The organism is Novosphingobium sp. B 225 (genome assembly GCF_002198665.1).
In the GTDB taxonomy this organism is placed as follows: Bacteria; Pseudomonadota; Alphaproteobacteria; order Sphingomonadales; family Sphingomonadaceae; genus Novosphingobium.
In genome coordinates this window covers 10,214-26,366 of sequence record NZ_MWLM01000063.1, presented here as the reverse complement: position 1 = coordinate 26,366, position 16,153 = coordinate 10,214, and the positions used below count along the sequence as shown (strand labels likewise).

At 63.5% G+C, this 16,153-nt stretch carries 15 protein-coding genes and 2 tRNA genes; 6 read left to right on the top strand and 11 right to left on the bottom strand.

Annotation, left to right across the window (positions count from 1 at the left end; translation table 11 throughout):
• Positions 1–48 precede the first annotated feature (48 nt).
• Entirely contained in the window at positions 49–1,164 is a 1,116-nt protein-coding gene (rodA, locus tag MNBBLIKP_RS12495) for a rod shape-determining protein RodA (RefSeq protein ID WP_088310595.1), read from the top strand.
• 101 nt (positions 1,165–1,265) lie between these two features.
• Positions 1,266–1,341: transfer RNA gene (locus MNBBLIKP_RS12490), tRNA-Lys, on the top strand.
• A gap of 143 nt (positions 1,342–1,484) precedes the next feature.
• Here the strand turns inward: MNBBLIKP_RS12490 and MNBBLIKP_RS12485 are convergent.
• Both MNBBLIKP_RS12485 and MNBBLIKP_RS12480 read right to left on the bottom strand, forming a co-directional pair.
• Positions 1,485–1,561 (bottom strand) — tRNA-Arg (locus MNBBLIKP_RS12485).
• Positions 1,562–1,612: 51 nt separating this feature from the next.
• Positions 1,613–2,023: an NUDIX domain-containing protein gene (locus MNBBLIKP_RS12480; protein WP_088310594.1), complete on the bottom strand. Its 411-nt coding sequence runs from the start codon at positions 2,021–2,023 to the stop codon at positions 1,613–1,615.
• Positions 2,024–2,106: 83 nt separating this feature from the next.
• On the opposite strand from MNBBLIKP_RS12480, the gene MNBBLIKP_RS12475 reads away from it, so the two are divergent.
• Together MNBBLIKP_RS12475 and MNBBLIKP_RS12470 are read left to right on the top strand one after the other, a co-directional pair.
• On the top strand, positions 2,107–2,295 hold the full coding sequence (locus MNBBLIKP_RS12475; RefSeq protein ID WP_088310593.1) for a Flp family type IVb pilin: 189 nt from the start codon (positions 2,107–2,109) through the stop codon (positions 2,293–2,295).
• 98 nt (positions 2,296–2,393) lie between these two features.
• Positions 2,394–2,576 carry a Flp family type IVb pilin gene (locus MNBBLIKP_RS12470; protein ID WP_088310592.1) on the top strand — a complete coding sequence of 61 codons (183 nt, stop codon included), beginning with the start codon at positions 2,394–2,396 and terminating at the stop codon, positions 2,574–2,576.
• A 78-nt stretch (positions 2,577–2,654) separates the two neighbouring features.
• Here the strand turns inward: MNBBLIKP_RS12470 and MNBBLIKP_RS12465 are convergent, their stop codons facing one another.
• From MNBBLIKP_RS12465 to MNBBLIKP_RS18085, 5 genes are all read right to left on the bottom strand, one after another.
• Positions 2,655–4,127 carry a M48 family metalloprotease gene (locus MNBBLIKP_RS12465; protein WP_088310591.1) on the bottom strand — a complete coding sequence of 491 codons (1,473 nt, stop codon included), beginning with the start codon at positions 4,125–4,127 and terminating at the stop codon, positions 2,655–2,657.
• Positions 4,128–4,212: 85 nt separating this feature from the next.
• Positions 4,213–5,160: an acetyl-CoA carboxylase carboxyltransferase subunit alpha gene (locus MNBBLIKP_RS12460; protein WP_088310590.1), complete on the bottom strand. Its 948-nt coding sequence runs from the start codon at positions 5,158–5,160 to the stop codon at positions 4,213–4,215.
• Between the two features lie 176 nt (positions 5,161–5,336).
• Positions 5,337–6,209, bottom strand: coding sequence for a tyrosine recombinase (locus tag MNBBLIKP_RS12455; RefSeq protein WP_088310589.1), 873 nt, complete (start codon positions 6,207–6,209; stop codon positions 5,337–5,339).
• A gap of 3 nt (positions 6,210–6,212) precedes the next feature.
• Positions 6,213–8,072 (bottom strand): hypothetical protein, encoded by a 1,860-nt coding sequence (locus tag MNBBLIKP_RS12450; RefSeq protein ID WP_088310588.1) that lies wholly within the window; start codon positions 8,070–8,072, stop codon positions 6,213–6,215.
• The gene (locus MNBBLIKP_RS18085; protein WP_176399761.1) at positions 8,069–8,215 is read right to left on the bottom strand and encodes a hypothetical protein; all 147 of its coding nucleotides are present in this window, start codon (positions 8,213–8,215) and stop codon (positions 8,069–8,071) included. Before MNBBLIKP_RS18085 ends, MNBBLIKP_RS12450 begins: the two co-directional genes overlap by 4 nt.
• Positions 8,216–8,276: 61 nt before the next feature.
• On the opposite strand from MNBBLIKP_RS18085, the gene MNBBLIKP_RS12445 reads away from it, so the two are divergent.
• Together MNBBLIKP_RS12445 and aroB are read left to right on the top strand one after the other, a co-directional pair.
• Entirely contained in the window at positions 8,277–8,846 is a 570-nt protein-coding gene (locus MNBBLIKP_RS12445) for a shikimate kinase (protein WP_088310587.1), read from the top strand.
• Positions 8,837–9,943: a 3-dehydroquinate synthase gene (aroB, locus tag MNBBLIKP_RS12440; protein WP_088310586.1), complete on the top strand. Its 1,107-nt coding sequence runs from the start codon at positions 8,837–8,839 to the stop codon at positions 9,941–9,943. Before MNBBLIKP_RS12445 ends, aroB begins: the two co-directional genes overlap by 10 nt.
• Positions 9,944–10,439: 496 nt before the next feature.
• Here the strand turns inward: aroB and MNBBLIKP_RS12435 are convergent, their stop codons facing one another.
• From MNBBLIKP_RS12435 to scpA, 4 genes are read right to left on the bottom strand one after another with little or no spacing between them, the layout of a single operon-like run.
• The gene (locus MNBBLIKP_RS12435) at positions 10,440–11,168 is read right to left on the bottom strand and encodes a class I SAM-dependent methyltransferase (protein WP_088310585.1); all 729 of its coding nucleotides are present in this window, start codon (positions 11,166–11,168) and stop codon (positions 10,440–10,442) included.
• Positions 11,165–11,941 (bottom strand): acyl-CoA thioesterase, encoded by a 777-nt coding sequence (locus MNBBLIKP_RS12430; RefSeq protein ID WP_088310584.1) that lies wholly within the window; start codon positions 11,939–11,941, stop codon positions 11,165–11,167. The genes MNBBLIKP_RS12435 and MNBBLIKP_RS12430 overlap by 4 nt, the downstream gene beginning before the upstream one ends.
• Entirely contained in the window at positions 11,938–13,956 is a 2,019-nt protein-coding gene (locus MNBBLIKP_RS12425; protein ID WP_088310583.1) for an acetyl-CoA carboxylase biotin carboxylase subunit, read from the bottom strand. Before MNBBLIKP_RS12425 ends, MNBBLIKP_RS12430 begins: the two co-directional genes overlap by 4 nt.
• Positions 13,957–13,967: 11 nt before the next feature.
• Positions 13,968–16,088, bottom strand: a complete 2,121-nt coding sequence (gene scpA, locus MNBBLIKP_RS12420; RefSeq protein WP_088310582.1) for a methylmalonyl-CoA mutase — start codon at positions 16,086–16,088, stop codon at positions 13,968–13,970.
• Positions 16,089–16,153 lie beyond the last annotated feature (65 nt).

Sequence of the window (16,153 nt, the reverse complement as noted above, 5' to 3'; positions counted from 1 at the left end):
CCCCAGCGCCGCGCCCAGCGCCGCCGCCAGCCCTGCAAGTGGTGCCACATGAGCCGCCGGATCATCCCCGAAGCAATTGCGCGTGAACCGTGGCATGTGATCCTGCCGCTGTTTGCGCTCAACACATTCGGATCCATGGTGCTCTACTCCGCTGCGGCCGGAAACCTACAGCCCTGGGCGCTGCTCCACGAGATTCATTTCGCGGTGTTCCTGGTGATGGCCCTGATCATCTCGCGCCTCCCGCGTGAACTGTTCCGGCGGCTGGCCTTCCCGGGTTATGTCGTGCTGGTAATCTTGCTTGTGCTGGTGGAAGTGCTGGGCAAGGTCAGCGGCGGATCACAGCGCTGGCTCAATCTGGGCTTCATGCAATTGCAGCCATCAGAACTGATGAAGCCCGCGATCGTGGTGGTCCTGGCCCATTTCTATGACAACCTGCCCCCGGCGATGACCAAGCACTGGCGCTCCTTGCTGCCAGCAGGCGCGCTGGTGGGCGTACCGGCGCTGCTGGTGATCCTGCAGCCCGATCTGGGCACCGGCCTGTCGATCTGTGCCGGGGCCGCCGTGGTGATCTTCCTGGCGGGCCTGCCGATGTCGTGGTTCGTTGGCGCAGGCGCGGCAGTCGCGGTGATCGCGCCGCTTTCTTTCTTTACCCTGCTCCACGATTACCAACGCCGGCGAGTGCTGGTGTTCCTTGATCCGGAAAGTGATCCGCTCGGTTCCGGCTATCACATCACCCAGTCCAAGATCGCGATCGGATCGGGCGGGTTCTTTGGCAAAGGGTTCGGCAACGGTAGCCAGAGCCATCTTGATTACCTGCCCGAAGCGCAAACCGATTTCGCATTTGCCACTATGGCCGAGGAATGGGGCATGCTGGGCGGATTGTTCGTGCTGGCGATCTTCATGTGGGTCTTCCGCTGGGGCCTGCAGGTGGCACGCCGCGCGCCGGACCGCTTTTCCATGCTGATGGCTGCGGGCATGACTTTTACGATCTTCTTCTACATGGCGGTCAACATCATGATGGTGATGGGCCTGGCCCCGGTGGTGGGGATTCCGCTGCCCTTCATCAGTCATGGTGGTTCTGCCTTGATGACCAACATGATCTGCATCGGCACGATTATGGCGGTAGAGCGTTGGAGCAAACGCGGCGGATCGCTGGCCACGTAAAATTTTTTCGCTAGCCCCCTTCCCACGCCGGAATCTGCCGCTATAGGGGGCGCTCCCGGTGAATCGGGGCTGGCACCTGGGTGCCATGTCTGATCCGGTGTGGACGCATAGCTCAGTTGGTAGAGCAGCTGACTCTTAATCAGCGGGTCCTAGGTTCGAGCCCTAGTGCGTCCACCACCCCCTTCCCATCGCGAACGGCAAACAACCGCAGTCAGCGGTCAGCGCGCCGCTGTGCGATTTGGATTCGGGCGTAGCTGTTGAAGCGGATGCGGCCAGGCCGAAACACGAAAGGCCATCCTTGCGGATGGCCTTTTGTATAATGGCGCGCCCGGAACGATTCGAACGTCCGACCCTCAGATTCGTAGTCTGATGCTCTATCCAGCTGAGCTACGGGCGCGTTGGAGAGGCGCACATAGGGGGGCGATCCGGGCTTGGCAAGCGTCTATTTTCACCTTTTTAGCTTGTCCAGCACAGCCCGGGCCAATGGCACGTCAAGTGGGGGCATGGCGTGGTTCAGCAGGTGTTCCGGTGCGATCCAGGCAATCGCCTCGCCATCGAGGCACTGCACTTCGCCTTGCCATGCGCGGCAAGTGTAAAGCAACACGACATGTGGTTGATCGGCGCTGGTGGCAAAGCTGAGCGGTTCCAGCGCAGCTGCATCCAGCTGGATCCCCAATTCCTCTTCAGCTTCACGCAGCATGGCACATAGCAGCGTTTCGGCGGGCTCAACCTTGCCCCCGGGGAATTCCCATAGGCCGCCATGCGCCTTGCCGATCCGGCGCTGGTGCAACAACACCCGGTTTGCGGGATCGATCAGTGCCACGGCCACCACCGGAACGATTGTCGGAATTTTTTTCATGTTCCGCGCAATTCTCAACCAATTCTTAAGCACGACCTGCGAAATCGGCGACTTGTCCATCCATATTCCCGGAGAGGGGGACAATGAAGGCCTATCTGAAACGCGTTGTGAATGACAGCACTGGCACTTCGGCTCTCGAAATGGGGCTGATCTGCTCGCTTGTGGTTCTGACCATGCTTGGCGCGCTGCAGGGCTTCGGCAATGCGACGCAATCGACCTGGGAAACGATCAACAATGAATCAGCCAAGGCCGTTCAAAAAGCTCCCAAGTGATAACCATTTGGAAAGAAGTTTCCCCTAATTCGGTGATCGCTCGATCCGGAAACGGGAAATGAGCCGGGTACTTAAGAGACTGCAACAGGAGACAGACCATGAAGTTCATCAAGAAGTTTTTCCGCAACGAAGAAGGCGCGACCGCAATTGAATACGGCCTGATCGCCGCTCTGATCGCCGTTGCAGCCATCACCGCCATGAACGGCCTGGGCAACCAGCTCCAGTCGACGTTCAACACGACCTCGACCCAGATGTCGACCGCGAACTCGAAGGCTGCCTAAGCCTAAGGTCGCATACGACTGAACAGCGGGGGCGGCAGGGAAACCTGCCGCCCCTTCTCGTTTGCGCGAGGCAAAAGTTCAGTAAGTGACGATCTTGACCTTTTGGCCCACGGACAGAGTGCTGCCCGCAACCAATCCGTTGAGCACCAGGAAACGCTGCTGCTGGGCATCGGTATAGGCCATCTTGCTGGCCATCGACGCAACCGTATCACCCTTTTTCACCGTAACCACCAACAGCTTGCGCGGCTTGACCGCAGCCGCTTCAGCCACGGTGATCCGCCGCAGGGACTGGAACATCGGATTGAACACGTCTGCGCCGCCGGCCTGAACCACGGTCAGGAAGTGATAGGCCGTGGTGGCATCGAACTGATAGGCGAACACCGTTACATCGACCTGACTGTCGCCGTTGTTGACCCGCGTGACCGCATAGGCGGCGGGAATCCCGTTGACCGTGGTCTTGGTGATCGTGCCCGGATCGATTGCCTGCTTGCCCTGTTCGGTCAGCCCGGCAAAGGCAGCACGGACATAGGCGTCCAGATCACCGTCGAACTTCGCGGCGGTGAACTGTCCCTTGCCCGATTGCCCGCCGATGGTAACGGCATCAGTGCCATTCATCAGATAGAAGCCTGAAGGCGCTTCAAACCCCAGTTTCAGGTCCGGGTGCGTGAACTTGCGCCCGTCCACCACACCCTGTTTGGGATCATCGCCATAGGTCAGCCCGTTGATTCGGGTCAGGAAGGTGTCGCGATTCGTTACACCCTTGGCCCCGACCCCGGCCTGATTCAGCGCTGCCTTCACGCGGCTGGCCGGATCGGGGTGGGTCGATGCCCAGGCCGGAACCTGATTCGAAGCCCCCATCAACTGCGCATCCAGTGCATTCTGGTTGGCCAGGCTTTGCAGCACGGTGGACATCGCGCGTGGATCATAGCCGGCCTTTTTCAGCAGCATGATTCCGCCATTGTCCGCCGCAGTTTCCTGTCCGCGGGAATATTTGAGTGTGAGCAATTGGGAACCTTGCAGGAACCCCTGCTGGAGTACCTGCCCGACCTGGCTGTTGCCCAGCAAGACGCCCGAAAGGATCGCCAGGCCCGTGCCGATCACGGTATTCTTGGTCGCGGTCTTCTGGCGATTGGCCGAATCACGGGCAACCACGTGCCAAACTTCATGCCCCATCACCCCGGCCAGTTCCGCTTCGTTGTTCATCAGCGAAACCAGCTGGCGGGTGGTGTAGATATAGCCTCCGGGAATGGCGAAAGCGTTGTTGACCGAGCTGTTGAGCAGCGAGACGGTGAAATCGCCGCGCGCGTTGGACAGTCCGGATTGCACCGCCACGTTCTTGCCGATCGTTTCGACATAATCGGCGTGCGCGCCCGTCATCCTGCCGCCAAATTCGGCGAGCAGCTGGGGGTGGGCTTTGGCTCCTTCAGCCTTGTCTTTGGCGCTGATCGACTGGACCGCGCCATTGACCTGCGCCACCGGGGCAGCCTGGGGCGCGATCAGTGCAATCAGGGCCGCGCCAAGGGCGAGCGTGCGGCGATGGAACTGTGACATGGGAGGCTTCTCCTGCGACCGATTAACCATGGCTATGGCTAGGCCACCGGCAACCGATTGAAAAGCCCCAAAGGACGAAGCGAGATCAGCCCTCGCCGATGCGCAGAAAGCGTTCTTCGCGTTTGGCGCGCAGCTGATCCGGGGTCAGTTTGCCAAGTTGGTCCAGCTCTTCCCCGATTGCCTTGGCCAAGGCAGCGCTGGCCAGAGCCGGATCGCGGTGCGCGCCGCCGACGGGTTCCTTGACGATCCGGTCAATCACGCCCAGCCCCAGCAAGTCCTGAGCGGTAACCTTCATCGCTTCTGCCGCTTCTGCCGCCTTTTCATTGGTGCGCCACAGGATCGAAGCGCAGCCTTCGGGGCTGATCACCGAATAGACCGCGTGTTCCAGCATCAGCACACGTTCGGCGCTGGCCAGCGCGACTGCGCCGCCCGAGCCGCCTTCACCCACGATCACCGCGACCATTGGCACCGGCAGGGCCAGGCAGGCTTCGGTCGAACGGGCAATCGCTTCGGCCTGGCCGCGCTCTTCAGCCTCAACCCCCGGGAACGCGCCCGAGGTATCGACCAGCGTCACCACCGGCAGGCCGAACCGCCCGGCCATTTCCATCAGGCGGATCGCTTTGCGATAGCCTTCGGGTTTGCCCATGCCGAAATTGTGCTTGATCCGGCTTTGCGTGTCGTTGCCCTTTTCGTGCCCGATCAGCATCACCCGGCGGCCGTCCAGCCTTGCAAATCCGCCGATGATCGCCTGATCATCCCCGAAATAGCGATCCCCGCCCAGCGGCATGAAATCGGTAAAGCACTGCTCGACAAAGTCCTTGAAGTGCGGGCGCATCGGATGGCGCGCCACTTGCGTTTTCTGCCATGGAGTCAGCGCGGCATAGGTGCTGGCCAGCAGGTCCGCACCCTTCATCTCAAGGCGGCGGATTTCCGCGCTGATATCGACATCGCCCGCGCTTGCGGTTTGCCGCAGTTCGGCAATCCGCTTTTCCAGCGCGGCGACGGGCTTTTCGAATTCCAGGTAGGATACCATGCGAATTGCGCTAGCCCGCTCCGCCCCGCACGGCAAGGGGGGGAGTCGTTTCTGCCTTACGGCGGAAGGCATCACCGGCCCGCGCCCCCGGCCCAACCACCCGTTTAAGGTACCCTGTGGGTGGTTGGGCCGGGGGCGCGGGCCGGTGATGCCCTGTTTCGGCTACGCCGAAACAGCTAGGAACGCGCCAGCGGGTGACGCGCATTGACCAGCGCGACCAGCCGCGCGCTGTCGACATGGGTGTAGATCTGGGTGGTGGCGATATCGGCGTGGCCCAGCAGCGTTTGCAACACGCGCAGGTCTGCCCCGCCTTCGAGCAAGTGCGTGGCGAAGGCATGGCGCAGAACGTGCGGGCTGACCTTTTCGGGGTCGATCCCCGCCCGCCCGGCCAGTTCGCGCAGCAGCTGGAACAAGCGCACGCGGGTGAGATGGCCGGTCCCTGCGCGAGAGGGAAACAGGTGCCGCGCCCCTGCCCCGCCCAGCGCCAGCCACCGCGCCAGTGCCGCCTGCGCGCGGGCACCGACCGGGACCATGCGTTGTTGCCCGCCCTTGCCCGTCACCGTCAGAAACGGCGCATCGCGCGGCACGGCGTTGCGCGGCAGCGAAACCAGTTCGGTCGCGCGCAGGCCCGAGCCATAGAGCAGTTCGAGCAGCACCAGCAGCCTGACCGTTTCGGCGCGGTCCCCGGCAGCCTCTTCCTCGGCCCGGGCAAACAGTGCAGCGATTTCCGCATGGCTGAGCAGGCGCGGCAGAGGGCGGCGGCTGCGCGGGCGTGGCAGGCTGCCAGATGGATCGTCCGCGCGCAGCCCTTCGTCCTGCAGAAAGGCATAGAACTGCCGCAAGGCCGAGCATTTGCGCGCCAGACTGGCCGGTGCAAGGTGGGACCAGGCGGTGCCGAGCGAGGCCAGCGCTACACCGTCCGCCGCGATCAGCGCGCCAAGCTGTTCCTCGGCCCCTTCCAGGTCGCGGCGATAGGCGGCCAAAGTGTTCGCGGCTGCCCCACGCTCGGCGGCGAGCATTGCGAGGAAGGAGTCGATATCACTCGACAGCGGTCAACCCCGCGCCACCGCTTCGGCGGCGATCATCCGGGCTTCGGCGCTGAGGCCGACGCGGTTCAGCGCGGAGACGATGTGGTACAAGTGCAGGCTGGTCATCTTGTCCCAGCCATCGCCCTGCATCCCCAGCCCTGCCAGCAGCGCCACCAGCGACTGGTTGTTGGCATCGGCAGCGGCCTGGATCAACTTGGTCCACTTGGTCTGGCGGCCCAGATCGATTTCCAGCTTGGCGGCAAAGTCCTGCGCGGCGGCCTGATCGATCCGGCCCAGCCCGGCCAGACCTGCCAGCAGGAACCGCGATTTGCGGTAACCGTCCGAAGGATCGTTGCCGTAAAAGCTGCTCAGCGCGCCGCCATCGACCGGGGTGGAGCGGGCCGGCTGCGCCAAGGCAAGCTGTCCCCATGCAAGCGATCCGGTATCGGCCTGCGGGGCCCAGCGGAGCGCGTTTTCATCCAGCCCGGCTGCCAGCATCGCCGCGATCAGATCGGGCGCTTGCTTGGCAAAGGCAGCATCCACCGGCATCCGCGCGGCGGCATAGGCGGTCAACACCAGACGCGAATAACGGCTCTCAGCGGTTTTTCCGCCGTCCCACAGCGTGGTCAGCGCCGCCATCCGATCCTGCGGTGATGCGCCGACATAGGCGTTGCGCAAGGCATCGGCAGCATCGGCATAGTCGCCGTTGATATCCGACTGTTCGTAGATCTGGCTGTAGAGATCAACCATTGCCGAGCTCGACAGGATCCCGGCCGCGCAGGCCCGTTCCGCCGCAGCAGCGCGCGATACCAGCGGAACCATTGGCGCCAGCGCCGCCGAATAGGAATAACGCGCCGGGGCCTTGGCGATCAGTTCGGCCGGCGGTTCCAGCCCGACCGCCACGGTCAGGGCATAACGCCAGGGGGTCAGTTCGCCCACCCCGTCCCATTCGATCTTCACCGCGCGCCGCGCCTTGCCTGCCGCTCCGGCGTATTTCTGGGCCAGTAGCATGTCGATCTTGGGCCAGGCATTTTCACCCGCAAGCCGATCAAGCTGGGCCATACCTCCGGCGCTGTCGCCCTGGAAGGCGGTGCAGATTGCGCGCAGCACGCGCCAATCGGCATCCTTGCGCAGCCCGCCCTGGACCGACACGATCGGGCAGATCCCGGTCACATCTGCCGTTGCGGCATAGGTATCCATCGCTGCCTGGGTCAGCGCGGGAGAGAAATTGCCCGCATCAATATCCTGCACCAGCGCGCGCGCAATCGTGCCTTCGCCCATCCGCACCAGCAACGCGGTGCGGGCAGCGGCGAAATCGGCTGGGTTCATCCCGCTGGGTGCATCCAGCCGCGAAGCCAGCGCGCGCCGCAGCAGGATATGCCCCCAGCGTGAAACCAGCTGCCCCTTGTTGCCATCCAGCGCGGCCTTGACCAGTTCCGGGCTTTGATGCCCCAGCGAGGCCGAGGGCATTCCGCCTTCAAACGAAGCGAGTACGCCGACTTGCTTCAGCGATCGGCGCGCGGCGGCCGGCATATCGGAATGCGGTTTCAGCCCCAGCAACTCGTCCAGTTCGTCCGGGCTCATCGCCTCAAGCTCTTTGAGCGAGGGGATCCTGGCACCGGAAGGCATAGCGCCCGGTCCTGCCGGAGCTGTGGCTGAACCCGCGCCGGGCAGCGCCTGTACTACTGGCACGGATACTGAACCGCTTGCAGGTGCGGCTTCTGCCGGGCGGCTGGGCGGCGGTGTTGGAGTTACTGGCTGGCGGCTTGGCCGGGGACGATCAAAGCCCGGCGGCAACAATGATTCGGGGGCGTCCTGTGCCACGACCAGCGCCGAACTGAGCGCCAGCAGCGCCCCGCCGGCCAGCAGCGCCAGCCGCTTCACCGCGATACTCCCGGCAGGCTGACAGGCTCGGCCAGCGGGCGCAGCGGGCGCGCACCACCATCGATCCACGCCCAGGCGAAGAGCCCGGCGAGCACCAGCCCGGCCAGCCACAGCACCCCGTTCCTGCCAATCCTTGACCCCACACGCGACCTTTCAAGAGCAATGCTTGCGCTGCCGGTTAGCGCAACTATAGGCAAGCCCGCAATGGAACTTGACGAAAGTGCCCCAACTTCCGCCCAGATTGAGGCGTTGGCGCGGCGGATTGACCGCCCGGTGGTGCTGGTTGGCATGATGGGCGTGGGCAAGTCCAGCGTGGGGCGCAAGCTGGCCACACTGCTGCACCTGCCTTTCGTCGACGCCGATGAGGAAATTGAGCGGGCGGCGCAGATGCCGATCCCGGAAATGTTCGAACGGTTTGGCGAGGCTCATTTCCGCGATGGCGAACGTCGCGTGATCGCCCGCCTGATCGATGGCGAGCGCAAGGTGATTGCCACGGGCGGCGGGGCTTTCGTCAATCCCGAAACCCGCGCCCTGATCCTGGACCGCGCGATTGCGGTGTGGCTGGATAGCGATGTCGAAACCCTGCTGGAACGGGTTGGCCGCAAGGACAACCGCCCTTTGCTGAAACAGGGCGATCCGCGCGAAATCCTGACCCGGCTGCGCGATGAACGCCGCCCGGCCTATGAACAGGCCCCGATCCACGTGTTCAGCACGCGCGGCCCCCACAGCCGGACGATCGGCAAAGTGCTGAAAGGAATTGAGGCATGGCTGTAATCCCGGTCGACGTTGCGGGGCGTCCCTATCAGGTCGTGGTCGGCACTGGCCTGCTGGCGGACCTTGGCCAGCATTGCCATGGCCGCTTGCGCAAGCGCCGCGTTCCGGTGGTCACCGACGCCCGGGTTCACGCTGCCTGGGGCGGAACTATCGATACGGCGCTGGCTGCGGCGGGGCACGAAGCAGCCTGGCGGATCCTGCCCGCTGGCGAAAGTACCAAAAGCTGGGATCAGCTGACCGCGCTGGTCGACTGGTTGCTGGCCGAAGAAGTTGAGCGCGGCGATCATATCATCGCGCTGGGCGGCGGGGTGATCGGTGATCTGACCGGCTTTGCCGCCGCGATCGTCAAGCGCGGTTGCCAGTTCATCCAGCTGCCCACCAGCCTGCTGGCACAAGTCGATTCCAGCGTAGGCGGCAAGACCGCGATCAACACCGCCGCCGGCAAGAATCTGGTCGGCGCGTTCCACCAGCCCGCGCTGGTGCTGGCCGATCTTGCCGTGCTGGATACCTTGCCCCGGCGCGAGCTGCTGGCCGGCTATGCCGAAGTGGTCAAATATGGCCTGCTGGGTGATGCCGAATTCTTCCAATGGTGCCAGACCAATGCCGCCGCAATGCTGGATGGCGATGCCGCGCTGCGCGAATATGCCGTGGCCCGATCGGTCGCGGCCAAGGCGCAGATCGTCAAGGCGGATGAACGCGAAACGCTGGGCCTGCGCGCGCTGCTCAATCTGGGCCACACCTTTGGTCACGCATTGGAGGCGCAGACTGGCTTTTCGGATCGCCTGCTCCACGGCGAAGGCGTCGCGCTCGGCATGGTCCTTGCCGCGCGCTATTCGGCGCGGCGCGGGCTGATCCCGGCGGCGGACGCGGAACTGGTTGCCGCGCATTTTGCAGAGCTTGGCATGGTCAGCGAAGTGCAGGGCCTTGGCCTAAACTGCGATGGCCAGACCCTGGTGGGTCACATGCTGCACGACAAGAAAATGGACGCGGGCACCCTGCCCTTCGTGCTGTTCAGATCAATCGGTGAAGCATTTCTGGCCAAAGACGTGGCTCTGGATGATGTTGCCGCGTTTCTGGACGGACAGCTGGCGGGGTAGCGAGGCAGGTTGGACCACGCTTCCGCTCTCTCCCATTCAGGGGAGAGACACGAAGGCTTGGCAGCTTGTCTGCCTAGCCGGAGTTGAGAGGGGTGAGGTAGCGCACTCATCTCTCTGGGCCCTCTCCCAACCGTCTCCCCTCAAGGGGAGAGGGCTATCGATGCTCACCGCAAAACCATTTTCCTACATCGGGCGAATCTGTCACGCTCCGCGCCGTTCTTTCTCATCGTCGGCAAACAGATCGCAGCACGGCCTCGCCCCGCGGGTGCCAGGCCCGTGGCAGCAAAAAACCGTGGCCACGGCGCCCATTTTTTTCAAATCAGGCAATGTGTCACCTTATTCCGCATAAGCATCTGAAATTACACATAACATGCGGGTTACAGAGTGTCACCTTGGTGTAACCCTGTCCGTTTCGAGAATCGCAGAAATCCGCCAGTTCGATGCTGCTCAGGCGAACATGTGTCCGGCCTGTGTCACTTTATTTCCGGCAGCGCGATCATACCGGACGGCACCATAGCCGGATCACGCCAAAGCGGTACTCCTCCGCCTCCACGCTCAAGCCCGCGCGCTGGCACAGTTCCTTCAATTCGTCCCGGGTGAATTCGCAGACGTGATCGCTGTCCATGTAGAGCAGGTCGCTGCCCTGATCGATCCGGATCTGGTTGAGGTGAGTGGCTTCGAAATCTGGCACCTCGATATAGATCCGGGTGAAATGGGCGGTGAACCCGCGCAGGAACCCGGCGGGATCGTCCAGGTGTTCCAGACAGTGCGACAGGACCAGCACATCGAACCGCGGCGCCTGCGCCAGATAGGCACGCGCCTCGCCCTGTTCGAAAGTCAGGTCGGGGTTTTCCAGGCGGGCCTGCGCGATCAGCGCGGGGTTCTGGTCAATCCCGACCACATCGGCACCGCGCGCGGCAATCATCGCGGTAATTTCGCCATTCGCACAGCCCAGATCGAGCACCCGCTGGCCGGGGCGGATCGCATCGAGCAGGAACGCGCTGTGCCGCACCGGAAATTTCCCGCGTGCATACAGACCGTAGGCGTTTTCAAACACGAAGCGCTGGAAGATCCATTCGAGGTCCAGATAGAGCCGCACCTTTGCCCGGCGCGACAGGGGCAGCAAGCGGTGGACCTGATAAAGCAGCGAGGTCAGCAGATGGCGGGGCTTGGCCCGTGGGAACCTGATCCGCACTTGGGCTGGCGCATCATCGGGGAGGCTCATCCAAACACCGCGATCGACTGCATCCCTACGGCCACCGCAGCACCATCGGCGTTCCAGATTGCCATGTCCTGGCTGGAACACCCTTTTTCCGCATAGTTCCCGGCCGAACGCAGCAGCCACCAGCCATCGCGGGTCTGGGGCAGCGGGGTCAGCAGATTGACCAGCCAGGTCATCGAACTGATCGGGCTCCCGCGCGGGATCAGCGGCAGAACGCCGGGCGGAAGCATATCGGCGGTCAGCATCAGGCTGACCATCGGATCAAGCCCTTCGGCATCCTTCAGCCGGACCCACCAGCAAATTTCGGGCTTCTGGTGGCTCGATTGCGGCAAGGCAAAGCGGCGATCGAAGTTCTGACCAAAACTGGGGCCGACCCCATCTGGCAAAGGCCGCGCCGCATCGGGCGGGATCACTTCGGCCGGCATCGGCACTTCATGCAGATGCAGCGCGCTCTCGACTGGCCCCATGAAGACAAAGGTCGCGGTCAGGCCCACTCCGGCCTCGCTGGTCACTTCGGCACTGATCCAGCAGGCGTTCTTGCCCCGCCGCAGCAGGCGGGCACGCACTTCAACCTCACCCGCCAGCGGCCCGACAAAGCTGACCTGAGCCGAACGCAGCGGCGGCAGATCGTCAACCAGCCCTCGCGCAGCTTCCAGCGCCAGAGCGGCGGAAAATCCGCCATAGCTGGTCCGCCCCTGCATCCACGGCGCAGGAATTTCGGCGACGAACCCACCTTCGATCGGACGGCCGGCGGCAAGGGCTTGGGGCAGGCTCATTCCAGCTCCAGAATGATCGCATCCACCGCCAGGCTTTCACCCTGCTTGGCGTTGACGGATTTCACGGTGGCCGATTTTTCGGCGCGGAGGATGTTTTCCATCTTCATCGCTTCGACCACGGCGAGCGGCTGTCCGGCCTCTACCTTGTCACCCACGCCCACGTGCAGCGCAACCAGCAGGCCGGGCATCGGGCAGATCAGGAATTTGGACAGATCCGGCGGAACCTTTTCGATCATGTGCCGGGTTAATGGCGCGATCCGGGCGGGTAGGATCTGGACCTGATGGATCGCCCCGCGCGTGGTCATTTTCAGGCCCATGCGGGTCGGTTCGATCTTTACGCCATAGGTGCTGTCATCCGCCTCGGCGCTGACGATCCGGTCACCGGGGGTATATTCCAGCGCGAGGTCCACTTCCTCGCCATCAACGGTGATGGCCTCATCCAGGCTGACCAGGTGGGTGCTATCGCCAATCGTGATCGACCAGTCGTACGGCGGTTCCAGCTCTCCATCGAGCTGGCCGTCGATCTGCCGGGCGCGGTCGGCGCGGGCGGTGGCTATGAACCCGGCAATCGCGGCCAGATGCTTGCGCGTTTCGGCCGAAGTGGCGGCGCCGTGGAAACCGTCCGGATATTCCTCGGCGATGAATCCGGTGGTCAGTTCGCCCGACCGGAAGCGCGGGTGCTGCATGATTGCCGACACGAAATCGATGTTGTGGCCCAGCCCTTCGATTTCGAACGCGTCGAGCGCGGCGATCTGTTTGTCCGCCGCTTCATCGCGGGTTGCGCCCCAGGTCACCAGTTTGGCGATCATCGGGTCATAGAACATCGAAACTTCGCCGCCTTCATAGACGCCGTCGTCCACCCGCACCCCGTCCACGCCGCGCCGGCCATTGGCCTCGCCATCATCCTCCCAGCCAGCGACCGGCGGCTGATAGCGCACCAGTCGGCCAGTAGAGGGCAGGAACCCACGATAGGGATCTTCGGCATAGACGCGGTTTTCAATTGCCCAGCCATCGATCCCGATGTCATCCTGCGTCATGGCAAGCTTCTCACCCGCCGCGACGCGGATCATCTGTTCGACCAGATCGACCCCGGTGATGCATTCGGTGACCGGGTGTTCCACCTGCAGGCGGGTGTTCATTTCCAGGAAGTAGAAGCTCTCCCCGCTCGGGTCCGCGCCGGACACAATCAGTTCCACGGTCCCCGCCGAATAGTATCCGACCGCGCGGCTGAGTGCGACGCACTGTTCGCCCATCGCCTTGCGCATCTTGGGCGTGACGAACGGCGAAGGCGCTTCCTCCACCACCTTCTGGTGGCGGCGCTGGATCGAGCATTCGCGTTCGTTGAGATACAGGATGTTGCCGTGCTTATCGCCCAGGATCTGGATTTCGATGTGGCGCGGGTTAAGGATGAACTTCTCGATGAACACGCGGTCATCGCCGAACGAGTTGAGGCCTTCGCGCTTCACCGCTTCAAAGCCTTCGCGCACGTCCTGTTCGGTATAGGCGAGGCGCATGCCCTTGCCGCCGCCGCCCGCGCTGGCCTTCATCATCACCGGGTAGCCGATCTCGCCGGAAATCCGCACCGCATGTTCGGTATCCTCGATCTCGCCCACGAAGCCCGGGACCACATTCACCCCCGCCGCCTTGGCGAGCTTCTTGGACTCGATCTTGTCCCCCATCGCCGCAATCGCGCCGACCGGCGGCCCGATGAATTCGATCCCCTCGGCCGCGAGCTGCTCGGCAAAGCTGGTGCGTTCCGACAGGAACCCATAGCCCGGATGCACCGCCTCGGCCCCGGTCTGCTTGCAGGCCGCGATGATCTTGTCCGCGATCAGATAGCTTTCGGACGCGGGCGACGGACCGATATGCACCGCCTCGTCCGCCATCTGCACGAACGGCGCCCGCGCATCGGCATCGGAATAGACCGCAACGGTTGCGATACCCATCCGCCGGGCCGTCTTGATCACCCGGCAAGCAATTTCGCCACGGTTGGCGATGAGGATTTTTTTGAACATTGTTTGGTTCCCTATGCCTCGAGAGGCGGCATATTATGCCCCAGCAGCCGCAGCATATCCGCCGCGCATTCGACCACGTTGCTGCCCGGGCCATAAATCCCCTGCACCCCGGCCTCACGCAGGAAGTCATAGTCCTGCGGCGGGATCACGCCCCCGGCGGTGACCTTGATGTCGGGGCGACCGGCAGCTTTCAGATGGCCGATCAGTTCGGGGATCAGCGTCTTGTGCCCGGCGGCGAGTGATGAAGCGCCCACGGCGTCCACGTCCTTTTCCAGCGCCAGCTTCGCCGCTTCCTCAGGCGTCTGGAACAACGGCCCGCTGGTTACGTCAAAGCCCATGTCGGTGAACGCGCTGGCGATCACGTTGGCGCCGCGATCATGCCCGTCCTGGCCCATCTTGGCGACGAGCATACGGGGCTTGCGGCCAAGGCGGGTGGATACGGCCTCCACGCCTTCCACCACCTGCCGGTAGCGATTGTCATTGGCATAGGCCGCGCCGTAAACGCCCTTCACCGGGGTCGGGACGGTATCGTAACGCCCGAACACCGCTTCCATCGCGTCCGAAATTTCACCCAGCGTTGCCCGTTCGCGCGCGGCATCGACGGCCAGAGCGAGCAGGTTGCCGCCCGCTTTCGCCCCCTCGGTCAGCGCGGTCAGTGCGGCGCGGCATTTGGCTTCGTCACGGTTGGCGCGGGTCGATTTCAGGCGGGCGATCTGCCCTTCGCGCACCGCGTGGTTGTCCACTTCCAGCGTTTCAAGCCGGTCTTCGCTGGCGAGCCGGTACTTGTTGACGCCGACGATCACGTCCTCGCCCTTGTCGACGCGGGCCTGCCGTCCGGCGGCGGCTTCCTCGATCATCGCCTTGGGCCAGCCAGCCGCGACGGCCTTGGCCATGCCGCCTTCGGCCTCGACCCGCTCGATGATCTCCCACGCCTGATCGACCAGTTCCTGAGTCAGGCTTTCGATGTAGTAGGAGCCGCCCAGCGGATCGACCACATTGCACATGCCGGTCTCTTCCTGGATCACGATCTGCGTGTTGCGGGCGATCCGGGCGGAGAAATCAGTGGGGAGCGCAATCGCCTCGTCCAGCGCATTGGTGTGGAGCGACTGCGTGCCGCCCAGCATCGCCGCCATCGCCTCAATCGTGGTGCGGATGACGTTGTTGTAGGGGTCTTGCTCCTGCAAGGACACACCGCTGGTCTGGCAGTGCGTGCGCAGCATCTTGCTGCGTTCGTCCTGCGCGCCCAGCCTGGTCATCACCCGGTGCCACAGCACCCGCGCGGCGCGCAGCTTGGCCACTTCCATGAAGAAGTTCATGCCGATCGCGAAAAAGAAGCTCAGCCGCCCGGCGAACTTGTCGATATTCAGCCCGCTGGCGACGCCGTATTTCACATATTCCATGCCGTCGGCGATGGTGAAAGCGAGTTCCTGTACCTGCGTCGCCCCGGCTTCCTGCATGTGATAGCCGGAGATCGAGATCGAGTTGAATTTCGGCATCTTCTGGCTGGTGAAGGCAAAGATGTCCGAAATGATCCGCATGCTCGGTTCGGGCGGATAGATATAGGTGTTGCGGACCATGAACTCTTTGAGGATGTCGTTCTGGATCGTCCCGTCGAGCGCTTCCACCGGCACGCCCTGCTCCTCGCCCGCGACGATGAAGAACGCCAGGATCGGGATCACCGCGCCGTTCATGGTCATCGAAACCGACATCTGATCGAGCGGGATGCCGTCGAACAGGATCTTCATGTCCTCGACGCTGTCGATCGCGACCCCGGCCTTGCCGACATCGCCGACCACGCGCTGGTGATCAGAGTCATAGCCGCGATGGGTGGCAAGGTCGAAAGCCACCGACAGCCCCTTTTGCCCGGCGGCGAGGTTGCGGCGGTAGAAGGCGTTGCTTTCCTCGGCGGTGGAGAACCCGGCGTACTGACGGATCGTCCACGGCCGCCCGGCATACATGCTGGCCCGCACCCCGCGCGTGAACGGAGCGAACCCCGGCAGGCCCGGATCTTCGCGCACATCATCCGCCGTGTAGAGCGGCTTGACCGCGATCCCTTCGGGGGTGTGCCAGGTCAGGTCCTTGCCTTTGACCTCCTTGGAGGCGGCTGCTTGCCAGTCTTCGATCTTCGCCATCGTATCTCTCACTATGCTCTCTCCCCTTCAGGGGAGAGATACGCAGGCTTGCGGGCTTGTCCCGC